Genomic DNA, 13377 nt, shown 5'->3' with positions numbered 1-13377 from the left:
GCATTCGCGCAGCTCAATCAGGTGATGGGCGATCTTGCCGGTAACGCCGATGCGATGCTCGGCGCGCGGGCCGATTGCCCCGATGCCGATCTGATCGTCTTTCCCGAGCTGCAGCTGATCGGCTACCCGCCCGAGGATCTGGTGCTCAAGCCGGCGCTGATCGAACGCGCGCGGGCCGAACTCGAGCGGATGGCCCGATCGACGGCGGGCGGCGGGCCGGCAATGCTCGTCGGAACGGCGCTGGTCGAGGATGGCGATCTGCACAATGCGATGGCGCTGCTCGACGGCGGGGAGATTGCCGCGGTCGTCCGCAAGCACCGGCTGCCTAATTACGGGACGTTCGACGAACTCCGCCTGTTCAAACCCGGCCCGCTGCCAGAACCGATCGATTTCCGCGGGGTGAAGATCGGCGTGCCGATCTGCGAGGATATCTGGGTCGACGGCGTCTGCGCGCATCTCGCGTCGCGCGGCGCCGAACTGTTCATCGTGCCCAACGGCAGCCCGTACGAGGTGGAGAAGGACGATATCAGGCTCGCGCTCGCGCGCGGCCGCGTCGCCGATACCGGCCTGCCGCTCGCCTATCTCAACCGGGTCGGCGGGCAGGACGAGATCGTGTTCGACGGATCCTCCTTCATCCTCAACCGCGACGGCGAGATCGCCTGGCAGTTCGCCGACTGGGAAGAGGAGATCGCGACGACGGTTTGGGAGCAGCAAGCCGATGGCTGGGCGTGCACCGACGGCCCCCAGCACCGACTCGATGCGCACCCGGCCGATATCTATCACGCGATGCTCGTCGGCCTGCGCGATTATGTGAACCGGAACCGGTTCCCGGGCGTCGTGCTCGGCCTGTCCGGCGGGATCGACAGCGCGCTCTCCGCCGCGGTCGCGGTCGATGCGCTCGGCGCGGACCGGGTCTGGTGCGTGATGATGCCCTCGCGCTTCACGAGCCAGGAGAGTCTCGACGATGCCGCCGGCTGCGCGCGGCTGCTCGGCTGCAAGCTCGACACGATCCCGATCATGCCCGCGGTCGAAGGCTTCGATGCCATGCTCGCCGACAGTTTCGCCGATGCCGAGGTCGACATCACCGAGGAGAATATCCAGTCCCGCATCCGCGGCGTGACCTTGATGGCGCTCTCCAACAAGTTCGGCCACATGCTGCTCACGACCGGCAACAAGTCCGAAATGGCGGTCGGCTACGCCACCATCTATGGCGATATGGCGGGCGGCTATTCGGTGCTGAAGGACGCCTACAAGACGACCGTGTTCGAACTGTCGCGATTCCGCAACGAAACGCGCCCGAGCCTCGCGATGGGTCCGGAGGGGCCGGTGATGCCCGCAACCGTCATCACCAAGCCGCCCTCGGCCGAGCTGCGCCCCGACCAGAAGGACAGCGATTCGCTGCCGCCCTACGAGATTCTCGATCCGATCCTCAAGGGGCTGGTCGAGGAGGAAGTCGGCATCGATATGCTGGTCGAACGCGGTTATGACCGAGATACCGTCGCGCGGATCGAGCGGCTGCTCTACATCGCGGAATATAAGCGCCGCCAGGCGCCGCCGGGCGTCAAGATCGGCGTCCGCAATTTCGGCCGCGACCGCCGCTATCCGATCACCAACGCCTTCCGGACGGTCTGAACCATGTCGGTCGTAACCCGCTTCGCCCCCTCTCCCACGGGCCGTCTCCATGTCGGCAATATCCGCACGGCGCTGCACAACTGGCTCTATGCGGCGCAGAACGACGGACGGTTCCTGCTGCGGCTCGACGATACCGACGCAGAGCGGTCGCGCGCGGACTATGCCGATGCGATACACGCCGACCTCGCTTGGCTCGGGCTGCATCCGCACGAGGAATTCCGCCAGTCCGAACGGTTCGCGCTGTACGACGCCGCCTTCGACAAGCTGCGCGCCGCCGGCCGCGTCTATCCCTGTTACGAGACCGCGCGGGAGCTGGAGCTCAAGCGCAAGATCCTGCTCGGGCGCGGCAGGCCGCCGCTCTACGACCGCGCCGCACTCGAACTGACGGACGCGCAGATCGCCGGTTTCGAGGCCGAGGGCCGCACACCGCATTGGCGTTTCAAGCTCGATCACGACGCGCCCATAGAATGGGACGACCTTATCCGCGGGCCGCAGCATTTCGATCCCGCGCTGCTCTCCGATCCGGTGATCCGGCGGGAGGACGGCAGCTGGCTCTACATGCTGCCGAGCGCCGTCGACGATGCGGAGATGGGCGTCACCTATGTCGTGCGCGGCGAGGATCATGTCACGAATACCGGCCTGCAGCTGCAGATGTTCGCCGCGATGGGCGCGGAGGCGCCTGCCTTCGCGCACGAGGCGCTGCTCGTCGGCAGCGAGGGCAAGCTCTCGAAGCGGCTCGGCTCGCTGACGATGGACGAGCTGCGCGCCCGCCATATCGAGCCGATCGCCCTGGTTGCGCTGCTCGCGCGCATCGGGACCAGCGATCCGGTGATTCCGGTCACCGATCACAGCGCGCTGCTCGACGATTTCGATTTCGGCCGTTTCGGCCGGGCACCCGCGCGTTTCGACGAGGAGGAGCTGGCGCGGCTCAACCAGCAGATCGTCCACATGTTCGACTATGAAGCGGTCGAGGCCGGATTGCCGGAGGGCATGGACGAACGCGCCTGGGAGGCGATCCGGCCCAATCTCCATCATATGGGCGAAGTGGACGATTGGTGGCAGGTGATCGAGGGACCGGTCGAGACCGTTTCCTTCGACGCGGACAGCGCGGCCTTCCTCGATACGGCCGCTGCGACCGCGGCCGATCTCGACTGGGAAGGCGAACCGTGGAAGGCGCTGACGGCGTCGCTGAAAGAGCGGACGGGGCGCAAGGGCAAGGCTCTGTTCCTGCCGCTGCGCCAGGCGCTGACCGGCCGCGACCACGGACCCGAAATGGCCGCGCTGCTGCCGCTGATCGGCAAGGAGCGGGCGATCGCGCGATTGTCGCGCCGGCGATAGATTCTCTGACGCTTGCCAAAACCGTGCGGTCCGGCAAAGCTGGTTTCAAAGCAAAACCAACAGGGGGAAATCGGGATGGGCGGTATCGGGATCGATCGGCGGCATTTTCTGGGAGGGATAGGCGCCGGGCTTGCGCTCTCCGCTCTGCCCGGCCGCGCGCTGGCGGCGTTGGACGGCGCCCCGGCCTGGCCGTCCGTCGCGTCGTTCGTCCCGCGCTTCGTGTCCGAGCATTTCGTGCCGGGCGCGCTGGTCGCGCTGGGAACCGGTCAGGACGCCCCTACCTATTTCGCCGATGGCACGGTGGCGCTCGACAGCGATGCCGCCGTCGATGCCAACACGCTCTGGCGCATCTATTCGATGACCAAGCCCGTCACGGGGATCGCGACGATGATGCTCGTCGAGGATGGCGCGATCGGCCTCGACCAGAACATCGCCGATTTCCTCCCGGGCTTCGCCGCGCCGCGCGTCCTGACCGATCCGGCGAACAGCCTCGACACGCGGGCTTCGAATGGCCCGATCACGATCCGGCACCTGCTGACGCACACGGCGGGCCTCGGATACACGATCGTCACGACCGGGCCGCTGCTGGCCGAATATCAGAGGCTAGGGCTGGAGCCGGGCGTGATCATGCACGAGGACCCCGAGATCGTCGCCCGCCGCCCGTCGAGCCTCACGGAGTTCGCCGACCGGCTGGCGACCCTGCCGATCATCGCCGATCCGGGAACCAGATGGAGCTACTCCGTGTCGATCGACCTGCTCGGACGGATTATCGAGATCGCGTCCGGCCTGGCATTCGACACGTTTCTCGCGCAGCGCCTGTTCGCACCGCTCGGCATGACCGACACCGTCTTCCAGGTGCCTGCCGACAAACAGGACCGGATGACGGCGAGCTACACGTTGCGCGAGGGCGACGTGGTCCAGGTCGATCCCGCGCGGGGATCGGTCTATGCGCTGCCGCCGCGCTATCCCTATGGCGGCGCGGGCCTCGTTTCGAGCGCGCGCGATTATGACCGCTTTCTCACCATGCTGCTCGGCGAGGGCGCGCTCGGCGATGTCCGGATCATGGAGACCGAGACCGCGCGGCTTGCCATGTCGGACCTGCTGCCGTCCGGTGTCGACAAGACGGGAATGTATTATGAATCGGGTTTCGGCGCGGGCGGGCGGGTGACGATCGAACCCGGCGCGGCCGGCGAGGGCATCGGTACCTTCGGCTGGGGCGGGGCGGCGGGCACCGTCGCCTGGGTCGACCGCGCGAACAATCTGCGCGCGTCGGGCTATGTGCAGAATCTGCCGAGCGAGATCACGCCGTTCCGGGCCGGCGTACTCGGATCGGTCTATGCCGATCTTCACGGCTAGCGGAACGCCGTGACGCGCTTTCCCGGAAAGCAGGCAGGTACGGGCTTGAATTGCGCCGGGCGCTGAACGAAGACGGCGCGACAGTCGAAAAGGGTTCAAATTGGAAAAAGACGAAGATGCGATCGGCAGGGGCCGGAAGACGCCCGAAGAGCTGGTCGACAAACTGTGCGAGCTGCTGACGGTCGAAGAGCTCGACACCGATCTCTATCGCGGGCCGCGGCTGCCCGGCGGCGTCGGCCGGGTGTTCGGCGGGCAGGTGATCGCCCAGGCGCTGGTCGCCGCCAACCATTCGGTCGACGACGAAATGCTCGCCCATTCGCTGCACGCCTATTTCATGCGGCCGGGCAACGAGGATTACCCGATCATCTACCGGATCGAACGCGACCGGGACGGGCGCAGCTTTTCGACGCGGCGGATCATCGCGCTGCAGCGGGGCAAGCCGATCCTCAACATGGCCGCGAACTACCAGCGGCCCGAGGACGGGCTTGCGCACCAGTTCGCCATGCCCGACGTGCCCGGCCCGGAAGATCTGCAGAGCGAGGCCGATTACTGGCGCGAGAATATCGCGCTGATTCCCGAGCCGTTCCGCAAGCGGATGCTCCGCCAGCGTTCGATCGAGCTGCGGCCGGTCGAGCGCCGCAATCCGGCCGAGCCGCAAAAGTCCGAACCCTACAGCTATACCTGGTTCCGCGCCGTCGCCCCGATCGGCGACGATCATCGCCTGCACCAGGCGATACTCGCCTATGCCTCGGACATGAGCCTGCTGGGCACGAGCACGCTGAAGCACGGAATCAGCTGGATGCGCGATCCGCTGCAGATGGCGAGTCTCGATCATTCGCTCTGGCTGCACGAGGATTTCCGCGCGGATGAATGGCTGCTCTATGCGACCGACTCGCCCTGGACGGGCCATGCGCGGGGTTTCAATCGCGGGCAGATTTTCACCCAGGACGGGCGGCTCGTCGCCAGCGCCGCGCAGGAAGGGCTGATGCGGCTGCGCGGCCGATAACCGGCGCGTTCCGCCCTCGATGATGCCGCGCGCGGGAGGGCCGCTCCCTGGCGCGCTGGATTTTCTGAATGATATGGTGTAACATTACGTCGATGTCATAATCTTGGGAGAGGAATCATGACACGACATATACCCCATCAATCCGGCTATCTCGGCCAGTCGCGCCACAGTCCGTCGGGGCTCGCCATCGTTATCGGCCTGCACGGCGCCGCCATCGCGTTTGCCTTGCTCGCGAAATCGGGCGTGATCCCCATCGACAAGACTGGCGACATCATCGACACTTTCTTCGTCGAGCCCGAGCGGCCGCCAGAGCCCTTGTCCGAGCAGCGACAGCCGGAACCCGACAGGCCGCCTTTGCAGACGAGCGAAACGCGCGTGCAGTTGGCTGATCCCGACAGAATTCTCGTGAACGACGCTCCCTTTGTGCCGGATCGCCCGATCGGACCGCCCGACCCGACAATCAACCCGCCGCCGCCCGCCCCGGTTATGGTGAGCGCTCGTTTCACCCGATCGGCTCTCGCGGCCCTCCAGCCGCGTTACCCGTCCATTCTCCTGCGCCAGGACCTGGAAGGCAGTTGCACGATCCGCGTGCGGATCGCGCCCGACGGCCGGGTAACAGCGGCCGAACCGGTCGACGCGACGCATCCGGCCTTTTGCGAAGCGACGCAGCACCATGCGCTGCGCCGCTGGCGGTTCGAGCCCGCGACGCGCGACGGCGTCCCGATCGAGAGCTGGCAGCAGCATATCGTCGAATTCCGCATAAGCTGAACGGCCGGGCGGCGGCAGCCTCTGGCGCTGCGCCGGGAGATCGCCTATCTGGAGGCAATGGTCATGCTGCCGCCCAAGCCCCGCGTAATCGTGAAGGACGTCGCCTCGTTCTTCGCGCGCCGCGAGCGGCACAACTGGGCCGCGCTGATTTTCTCGATCGCGATTCCCACCGTGGTAATCGGCACGTTCGCGATCGACAGCGAAACCGATATCCTGCCGACCGAACCCGTCATTACCTATGTGGAGGTGTGGGGTTCGGACCGGACCGATGAGGAAATCATCGAGCGGCAGCGCGTTCTGGCGCTCCGGGAAAACGAACGCCGCGCGCTTTCCCGCCAACGGTTTCAGCAGCTCGCCGAAGGCAGCGGCGTCGAATATGATCGCGAGGCCGCGGCCGAGGCGGACCGGATTACCGAGGAAAACCGTCGCAATCTGCTCCGTCCCGGCGAGGCGATCGACGGCCTGACGCTGGAGATCGAAACTGACGCCCGCTGACCGGCGGTTCATGGCGGCAGCGCTCGCGCTCTCCTGGCGCGGCCGGGGTCGTACGGCTCCCAACCCCAATGTCGGCTGCGTGATCGTGCGAGACGGCAGAATCGTCTCGCGCGGCTGGACGCAGCCCGGTGGGCGGCCACATGCCGAAGCTATGGCCCTGGCACGCGTCGATGCGCGGGGCGCCGATGTCTATGTGACGCTAGAGCCCTGCGCACATGCGAGCGGGCGCGGCCCGGCCTGCGCGGACCTTCTGGTCGAAGCGGCGCCCGGCCGGGTGGTCGTCGCCGCCGGCGATCCCGATCCGCGCACCGACGGCGCCGGCATCGAAAAAATGCGGAATGCGGGAATCGATGTCGTGGAAAATGTGCTTCCCGGCGAGGCGCGCCGCGCGATGGCGGGATTTTTCGCTCGCCGGGAAAAGGGTCGTCCGCACGTCACGCTCAAACTGGCGACCTCGCTCGACGGGCAGGTGGCGCTTCCCGACGGAACGAGCCAGTGGATCACCGGACCGGAGGCGCGGGCCCATGCCCATCTCGAGCGCGCGCTGGCCGATATGGTCGTTGTCGGTCGGGGAACCGCGGCGAGCGATGCTCCGACTCTCAATGTCCGGCTCGACGGTCTCGGCGAACGGACGCCGGGCCGCGCCGTGCTGACGAGCGAGTACAGCAATTTCGCCAAGCTGCAGCTGCGGGCCGACAATCCCGTCTGGCAGCATCTTGCCAGCCCGGAGGCGATCGCCGGATTGGCCGATACCGATCATGTCCTGGTCGAAGGCGGCGCCGGGGCGGCGGCGGCCTTCGTCGCGGCCGACCTTGTCGACCGGCTCGTTCTTTACCGTGCCCCGATCCTCATGGGTTCTGGGTTGAGCGCGCTGGGCGATATCGCGCTCGACCGTCTCGACGACGCGCACGGCCGATGGCGGCTTCTCGAAAGCCGGACGCTTGGCAAGGATCGGCTGGAGGTCTACGAGCGCGCCTGATGTTTACCGGAATCATCACCGATATCGGCACGATCGCCGAGGCCGAGCAGCGCGGCGACCTGCGCCTGAAAGTGCGGTGCGGCTACGACATGGCGACCGTCGACCTCGGCGCGTCGATCGCCTGTTCGGGCGTGTGCCTGACGGTGGTCGACAAGGGCGGGGACTGGTTCGCGGTGGACGTTTCGGCGGAAACCGTGTCCCGGACCGCATCGGGCCAGTGGGTTGCGGGCGCGCGGCTCAATCTTGAACGGTCGCTCAAATTGGGAGACGAGATGGGCGGCCATATCGTCACCGGGCATGTCGACGGGATTGGCGAAATCCTCTCGGCCGAACCGGTCGGCGATTCGACCGCATTGACGATCCGCGCTCCGGACGAACTCGCGAAGCTGATCGCGCCCAAGGGCTCGATCGCGCTCAACGGCGTCTCGCTGACCGTCAACGAGGTGCGCGATACGGACGATGGCTGCCATTTCACGATCAACCTCATTCCGCACACGGCCGAAGTCACGACGTTCGACGCCATCGAAACCGTACAGCCGGTGAATATCGAAATCGACATCCTGGCCCGATACCTGGCGAGGATGACGAGTAAATAACATCCCTGTGTGATTCTATAGTTGTCGATCACATCGCAGTGTGTTAATCGCCGGTCATGTCTACACCGCTTATCGAAAACATCCGCAATCTCGTGGCGTCGGGAGAAGCCAGCAAGGCCGGTCTCGCCAAGGCGGCGGGCCTTCACCCCAACTCGTTGCGCAAGCTCGACGATGACGACTGGAATCCGACTGCCGAGACCCTGCTCAAGCTCGAACGCTATCTGGTGACGGGCGGCGGGGAGGCGTTGGCGAGCCCCGAAGAGATTATCGAGGCGGCGCGCAACGGCCGCATGTTCATCCTGGTCGACGACGAAGATCGCGAGAATGAGGGCGATCTCGTCATCCCCGCGCAGATGGCGACGCCCGACGCGATCAACTTCATGGCCAAATATGGCCGCGGACTGATCTGTCTCGCGATGACCAAGGAGCGGACCGAGGAACTCGGGCTGGACCTGATGAGCCGGCACAACGGCACGCGGCACGAGACGGCCTTCACCGTTTCGATCGAGGCGCGCGACGGAGTGACGACGGGCATTTCGGCGGCGGACCGGGCGCGGACGGTCTCCGTCGCGATCGACGCTTCCAAGGGCAAGGACGAGATCGTCACCCCCGGCCATGTCTTCCCGCTCGTCGCCCGGCCGGGCGGCGTGCTGGTGCGCGCCGGCCATACCGAGGCGGCCGTCGACATATCGCGGCTTGCCGGCCTCAATCCCTCGGGCGTGATCTGCGAGATCATGAACGAGGACGGGACGATGGCGCGGATGCCGGACCTGATCGCCTTCGCCCAGCTGCACAATCTCAAGATCGGCACGATCCGGGATCTGATCGCCTATCGCCGCAAGCACGATCATCTCGTCGAGAAGAAAGCCGAGGCGCCGTTCACCAGCCGCTGGGGCGGCGACTGGAAGGCCATGACCTTCTACAACAAGGCGACGGGGACCGAGCAGGTCGCACTCGTCAAGGGCAAGGTCGATCCGGACACGCCGACCCTGGTGCGCATGCACGCGCTCTCCGCCTTCACCGACGTGTTCGGGGAAGAGGGCGCGCGCGGCCAGATGCTGTCCCGTTCGATGGAGATTATCGGCGAGGAGGGCGCCGGTGTCGTCGTCGTCATCAACCGGACGATGCAGGGCGCGTTTACCAAGGCGCTCCAGCTCAAGACCGGGCAGGAGCGGCCGGACATGGAGGAATTGCGCGATTATGGCGTGGGCGCGCAGATCCTCACCGAACTCGGTGTCCATGAGATGATCCTGCTGACGAATACCCATCACAGCCTGGTCGGGCTCGACGCCTACGGACTGTCGATCGTCGGCGAGCGCCCGATCGATGTCGGAGGCGAATGATGGCCAATTTCCTGATCGTCGAAGCGCGGTTTTACGAGCGGTATAATGACTGGCTGATCGAGGGCGCCAAGGCAGCGCTCGAGGCGGCCGGGCACGGGCACAAAGTGATCACCGTCCCCGGCGCGCTCGAGATACCGGGCGCGGTCGCGATGGCGGCGGAAAGCGGCCGCTATGACGCGTTCGTAGCGATCGGCGTCGTGATCCGCGGCGAAACCTATCATTTCGAGATCGTCGCCGGCGAAAGCGCGCGCGGCCTGATGGCGCTGACCATGGATGGCGTCGCCATCGGAAACGGCATCCTGACCGTCGAGAATAGCGACCAGGCCGAAGTCCGCGCCCGGCCCGATCGCAAGGACAAGGGCGGCGAGGCGGCCAGGGCGGCGATCGCTATGTTCGATCTGGCGCAGCGTTTCGCCGGATAGCGTCTATTCGGCGGCGATGGTCTCTTCGGCGAACGGATAGTCGGTATAGCCTTCCGGTCCCGGCGTATACCAGGTTGCCATGTTGCTCTCGTTGAGCGGCAGGTCCTCGCGGAACCGGCGGGGCAGATCGGGATTGGCGAGGAAGGGTCGACCATAGCTGATCGCGTCGGCGATGCCCTCTTCGAGCGCGGCCGCGCCGTCCTCGCGGCCATAGTCCGAGTTCAGCACCAGCGGACGCTTGAACGCCTTGCGGATGAGCGGCGACAGTTTCGGCACATCCGTCCGGCCGAAAGTGCCGTCCGGGCCGGGCTCGCGCAGTTCGAGAAAGGCGATGCCGAGATCGTCCAGCTTCTCGGCGGCAAGCGGGAAGACGCTTGCCGGGTCGCTGTCGTCGACGCCCTGGGTCTCGCCATTGGGCGACAGGCGCACGGAGGTCCGGTCGGCGCCGGCCTCCCGGATAACCGCCTCGGTCACTTCGGCGAGCAGCCGGGTGCGATTATCGGGCGATCCGCCATAGGCGTCGTCGCGCAGGTTCGAACCGTCGCGCAGAAACTGGTCGATCAGATAGCCGTTCGCGGCGTGGATCTGGACGCCGTCGAACCCGGCTTCGAGCGCGTTGCGGGTCGCCCTGGCATAATCGTCGAGCAGACCCGGTATCTCGTCGAGCCGAAGCGCCCGCGCCTGCTCGTAATCCTTCTTGCCGGTCGGCGTATAGGCATGGCCCGGTGCGGTGGTGGCGGATGCGGAGACGGGCGCTTCGCCGTCCAGATAGTCGGGATGGACGAGCCGGCCCATATGCCACATCTGCAGGATGATCCGGCCGCCCGCATCGTGCACGCCGGCCGTCGTCTGTTTCCAGCCCTCGACCTGCGCGTCGGTCCAGACGCCGGGCGCGGCGGGCCAGCCAAGGCCCTGCCGGCTTATTCCCGTCGCCTCGGTGATGATCAGCCCCGCTGAAGCGCGCTGCGTATAATAGGTCGCCATGAGATCGTTGGGGACATGGCCGGGCGAGGCGCGGCCGCGGGTCAGCGGCGCCATCAGGATGCGGTTGGGCGCTTCGATGGCGCCGAGCGTTACGGAATCGAAAAGCGTTGGCATGTGGAACAGTCCCCTGGTTGTCGTCAGGGCGAAACATAGGGGATGCGGCGGGTTCGGCCAGTGGCAAACGCCCAAACTTTTCTAGTGCCGCCTAAAGGAGCGGGCCCGGCCGGCAACGGACGGGCGGCGGCCGGAACCGCCGCCCCCTATATGTTCAGACACCCAGCGCGTTCTGCGTGACCATGCAATAGAGCATGGGGATCGAGAGCAGCGTGTTGGTCCGCGAGGCGATCAGCGCCCGCGGCGCCGCGGCCGCTTTCTCGTCGGCGCTCGCCTCGACGATACCGAGTATCTTCTTCTGCGCCGGCCAGATGATGAACCAGACGTTGAACGCCATTATCAGGGCCATCCACATGCCGATGCCGATCAGCACGACACCGGGTTGAAACGTCAGCGCCTCGACAAGATAGCCGGATAGGTGCGCGACGATCAGGCCGGTCAGCACCGTGAACGCGGCGGCCCAGCGGAACCAGAACAGCACCCTGGGTGCGATATGGCCCGATATCGCCGGCTTGAGTTCGTCCGGCATGCTCGGCATCGTCGGCACCTGCACGAAATTGAGATAATAGAGCAGGCCGATCCACATGATACCGCACAGTACGTGCAGATAGCGGAACAGCTGGTTCGGATAGATTGATTCACCGAGAACCGCGCTGTGCAGCCCGAACATGATGACGATCAGCACCGCCAGTCCTCCGACCAGCACGGCATTCAGATTTCCGAAAAACTTCGCCATTTCGCGTCCCCTGCTATGTCTCGGACCCTAGTCCTGGGCCCGCTGGTGCGAGAGATAGCAAAAGCGCCGGAATCTGTCACGAAAGGCGATGCACAGGCCTTGGCCTTGTTTGCAGGCCGTCTATATACAGGCGCATGGCCGCTCCGCTTCCCGACGATCCGACCCTGGACGAAATCCGCGCGCATTTGGCGCCGATCGTTGCCGGGCATGCCGCGTTCGACGGATGGACGGAGGAAGCCGTCGAACGCGCGGCGGGCGAGGCCGGGGTCGATCCGGGCGCGGCAAAGCTCGCTTTTCCCGAAGACGCGACCGACATGATCGACGCTTGGTTCGCCTATATCGATGGCCAGATGGCGGCATCCTTTTCCGCCGAGGAACTGGCGGAAATGCCAGTACACAGGCGGATCCGCGCAGCGATCCTCAAACGGCTGGATATCGCCCGTCCGCACAAGGAAGCGCTGCGCCGCGCGATCGCGATCCTCGCCATGCCGCAAAATATTCCGCTGGGCAGCAAGCTCGGCTGGCGGTCGGCGGACGCGATGTGGCGGCTGGCCGGCGATACGGCGACCGATTTCAACCATTATACGAAGCGCGCCATCCTCGCCGGCGTCTATGGCTCGACGATCATGGCCTGGATGGACGACGAAAGCGACGGCGAAACGGAAACGGTCGCCTTTCTCGACCGGCGGCTCGGCAATGTCGCCCAGTTCGAGAAACTCAAGAAAAAGCTGCGCGGCGATCCCGATCGCCGGTTCAGCTTCACGCGCTTTCTCGGGCGTTTGCGCTATCCGGGGCGATGATTCGGGAGAGCGGCACAGAGCGCTGGCTTTTTCTTTCCGATATTGATAATCACTCGCAGCTAACCGTTCGATGGGATGATTCTCGTGAGTCTTGACGACCTGCCCCTGCGCCAATCCGCCCTTATCGCCGCAATCAACTGGTCGGCCCTGTCGCCCGCCGACGCCAAAAGGCTGCGCGAACTGGGCTTTGACGAGGGCGTCACCGTCGAACCGCTGCATCGTGCGCCGTTCGGACGGGATCCCATCGCCTGCAAGGTCGGACGGATGACGATTGCGGTGCGGCGCGCCCATGCATCGGCGATCGAGGTCGAAGTACCGGTCTCATGACAGCCATTCCGCTGGTCGCGCTCGTCGGCAATCCCAATGCCGGCAAGAGCGCCTTGTTCAACGCGCTGACCGGCGCGCGCCAGAAAATCGGCAATTATCCCGGCGTGACGGTCGAGCGGCATGCGGGCCGGCTCGCGCTTTCCGACGGCCGTCCGGTCGAGCTCATTGATCTCCCCGGCGCCTACAGCCTCGACCCGTCGAGCCCCGACGAGGAAGTCACCCGGGATGTGGTTACCGGCGCGCAGGCGGGCGAGCGGCTGCCCGATGCGCTGGTCGTCGTCGTCGACGCCGCCAATCTCGAAAACCATCTGCGTTTCACGCTGCAGCTGATCGCGTTGGGCCTGCCCGTCATCGTCGCGCTCAACATGATCGATCTTGCCGCGCGCGACGGGCTCGAGATCGATCCCGATGCGCTGGCGCGGGAACTGGGCGTGCCGGTCGTGCCGACCGTCGTCGTCCGGCGGCGCGGCATAGCGGAGCT

Annotated in this window: 15 protein-coding genes; 13 read left to right on the top strand and 2 right to left on the bottom strand. The window is 65.9% G+C overall.

From position 1 onward, the window contains the following. The 10 genes from ACTS1X_RS05430 to ribH all read left to right on the top strand — a co-directional run. Positions 1–1632 (top strand): NAD+ synthase (locus ACTS1X_RS05430; protein ID WP_442613365.1); only part of this gene is annotated, 1632 nt, incomplete at its 5' end. 3 nt (positions 1633–1635) lie between these two features. After that, the gene (locus ACTS1X_RS05425) at positions 1636–2970 is read left to right on the top strand and encodes a glutamate--tRNA ligase (RefSeq protein ID WP_442613364.1); all 1335 of its coding nucleotides are present in this window, start codon (positions 1636–1638) and stop codon (positions 2968–2970) included. Positions 2971–3045: 75 nt separating this feature from the next. Continuing rightward, positions 3046–4326 carry a serine hydrolase domain-containing protein gene (locus tag ACTS1X_RS05420; RefSeq protein WP_442613363.1) on the top strand — a complete coding sequence of 427 codons (1281 nt, stop codon included), beginning with the start codon at positions 3046–3048 and terminating at the stop codon, positions 4324–4326. Between the two features lie 100 nt (positions 4327–4426). After that, positions 4427–5332, top strand: a complete 906-nt coding sequence (locus ACTS1X_RS05415; protein WP_442613362.1) for an acyl-CoA thioesterase — start codon at positions 4427–4429, stop codon at positions 5330–5332. Positions 5333–5449: 117 nt separating this feature from the next. Next, a complete protein-coding gene (locus tag ACTS1X_RS05410) occupies positions 5450–6100 on the top strand; it encodes a TonB family protein (protein WP_442613361.1) in 651 nt (216 codons plus the stop codon). A gap of 57 nt (positions 6101–6157) precedes the next feature. Then, entirely contained in the window at positions 6158–6595 is a 438-nt protein-coding gene (locus tag ACTS1X_RS05405) for a hypothetical protein (RefSeq protein WP_442613360.1), read from the top strand. 10 nt (positions 6596–6605) lie between these two features. Continuing rightward, on the top strand, positions 6606–7574 hold the full coding sequence (gene ribD, locus ACTS1X_RS05400; protein ID WP_442613359.1) for a bifunctional diaminohydroxyphosphoribosylaminopyrimidine deaminase/5-amino-6-(5-phosphoribosylamino)uracil reductase RibD: 969 nt from the start codon (positions 6606–6608) through the stop codon (positions 7572–7574). Continuing rightward, complete coding sequence (locus tag ACTS1X_RS05395; RefSeq protein WP_442613358.1) at positions 7574–8170, top strand: riboflavin synthase; 597 nt, start codon at positions 7574–7576, stop codon at positions 8168–8170. Before ribD ends, ACTS1X_RS05395 begins: the two co-directional genes overlap by 1 nt. A gap of 56 nt (positions 8171–8226) precedes the next feature. Continuing rightward, positions 8227–9513, top strand: coding sequence for a 3,4-dihydroxy-2-butanone-4-phosphate synthase (gene ribB / locus ACTS1X_RS05390; RefSeq protein ID WP_442613357.1), 1287 nt, complete (start codon positions 8227–8229; stop codon positions 9511–9513). Next, entirely contained in the window at positions 9513–9935 is a 423-nt protein-coding gene (gene ribH / locus ACTS1X_RS05385; protein ID WP_442613366.1) for a 6,7-dimethyl-8-ribityllumazine synthase, read from the top strand. The genes ribB and ribH overlap by 1 nt, the downstream gene beginning before the upstream one ends. 3 nt (positions 9936–9938) lie before the next feature. Here the strand turns inward: ribH and ACTS1X_RS05380 are convergent, their stop codons facing one another. Further along, positions 9939–11033: an alkene reductase gene (locus ACTS1X_RS05380; RefSeq protein ID WP_442613356.1), complete on the bottom strand. Its 1095-nt coding sequence runs from the start codon at positions 11031–11033 to the stop codon at positions 9939–9941. A 154-nt stretch (positions 11034–11187) separates the two neighbouring features. Further along, positions 11188–11769 (bottom strand): urate hydroxylase PuuD, encoded by a 582-nt coding sequence (locus tag ACTS1X_RS05375; RefSeq protein ID WP_442613355.1) that lies wholly within the window; start codon positions 11767–11769, stop codon positions 11188–11190. A 134-nt stretch (positions 11770–11903) separates the two neighbouring features. On the opposite strand from ACTS1X_RS05375, the gene ACTS1X_RS05370 reads away from it, so the two are divergent. From ACTS1X_RS05370 to ACTS1X_RS05360, 3 genes are all read left to right on the top strand, one after another. Next, complete coding sequence (locus tag ACTS1X_RS05370; protein ID WP_442613354.1) at positions 11904–12569, top strand: COQ9 family protein; 666 nt, start codon at positions 11904–11906, stop codon at positions 12567–12569. 75 nt (positions 12570–12644) lie between these two features. Continuing rightward, positions 12645–12896, top strand: a complete 252-nt coding sequence (locus ACTS1X_RS05365) for a FeoA family protein (protein WP_442613353.1) — start codon at positions 12645–12647, stop codon at positions 12894–12896. Continuing rightward, on the top strand, positions 12893–13377 hold a 485-nt coding region (locus ACTS1X_RS05360; RefSeq protein ID WP_442613352.1), incomplete at its 3' end, for a FeoB small GTPase domain-containing protein. The genes ACTS1X_RS05365 and ACTS1X_RS05360, both read left to right, overlap by 4 nt.

Origin of the sequence: Parasphingopyxis sp., from assembly GCF_052168275.1 — a bacterium.
In the GTDB taxonomy this organism is placed as follows: Bacteria; Pseudomonadota; Alphaproteobacteria; order Sphingomonadales; family Sphingomonadaceae; genus Parasphingopyxis.
Note: the sequence above shows the minus strand (reverse complement) of the source record. Positions and strands in the feature narration are given on the sequence as shown.

What these genes read in the sequence shown, in the direction of transcription:
- ACTS1X_RS05425 (WP_442613364.1), top strand. Translation starts at nt 1,636, where the DNA reads ATGTCGGTCGTAACCCGCTTCGCCCCCTCTCCCACGGGCCGTCTCCAT.
- ACTS1X_RS05420 (WP_442613363.1), top strand. Translation starts at nt 3,046, where the DNA reads ATGGGCGGTATCGGGATCGATCGGCGGCATTTTCTGGGAGGGATAGGC.
- ACTS1X_RS05410 (WP_442613361.1), top strand. Translation starts at nt 5,450, where the DNA reads ATGACACGACATATACCCCATCAATCCGGCTATCTCGGCCAGTCGCGC.
- ACTS1X_RS05405 (WP_442613360.1), top strand. Translation starts at nt 6,158, where the DNA reads ATGGTCATGCTGCCGCCCAAGCCCCGCGTAATCGTGAAGGACGTCGCC.
- ribD (WP_442613359.1), top strand. Translation starts at nt 6,606, where the DNA reads ATGGCGGCAGCGCTCGCGCTCTCCTGGCGCGGCCGGGGTCGTACGGCT.
- ACTS1X_RS05395 (WP_442613358.1), top strand. Translation starts at nt 7,574, where the DNA reads ATGTTTACCGGAATCATCACCGATATCGGCACGATCGCCGAGGCCGAG.
- ribB (WP_442613357.1), top strand. Translation starts at nt 8,227, where the DNA reads ATGTCTACACCGCTTATCGAAAACATCCGCAATCTCGTGGCGTCGGGA.
- ribH (WP_442613366.1), top strand. Translation starts at nt 9,513, where the DNA reads ATGGCCAATTTCCTGATCGTCGAAGCGCGGTTTTACGAGCGGTATAAT.
- ACTS1X_RS05380 (WP_442613356.1), bottom strand. Translation starts at nt 11,033, where the DNA reads ATGCCAACGCTTTTCGATTCCGTAACGCTCGGCGCCATCGAAGCGCCC.
- ACTS1X_RS05375 (WP_442613355.1), bottom strand. Translation starts at nt 11,769, where the DNA reads ATGGCGAAGTTTTTCGGAAATCTGAATGCCGTGCTGGTCGGAGGACTG.
- ACTS1X_RS05370 (WP_442613354.1), top strand. Translation starts at nt 11,904, where the DNA reads ATGGCCGCTCCGCTTCCCGACGATCCGACCCTGGACGAAATCCGCGCG.
- ACTS1X_RS05365 (WP_442613353.1), top strand. Translation starts at nt 12,645, where the DNA reads ATGATTCTCGTGAGTCTTGACGACCTGCCCCTGCGCCAATCCGCCCTT.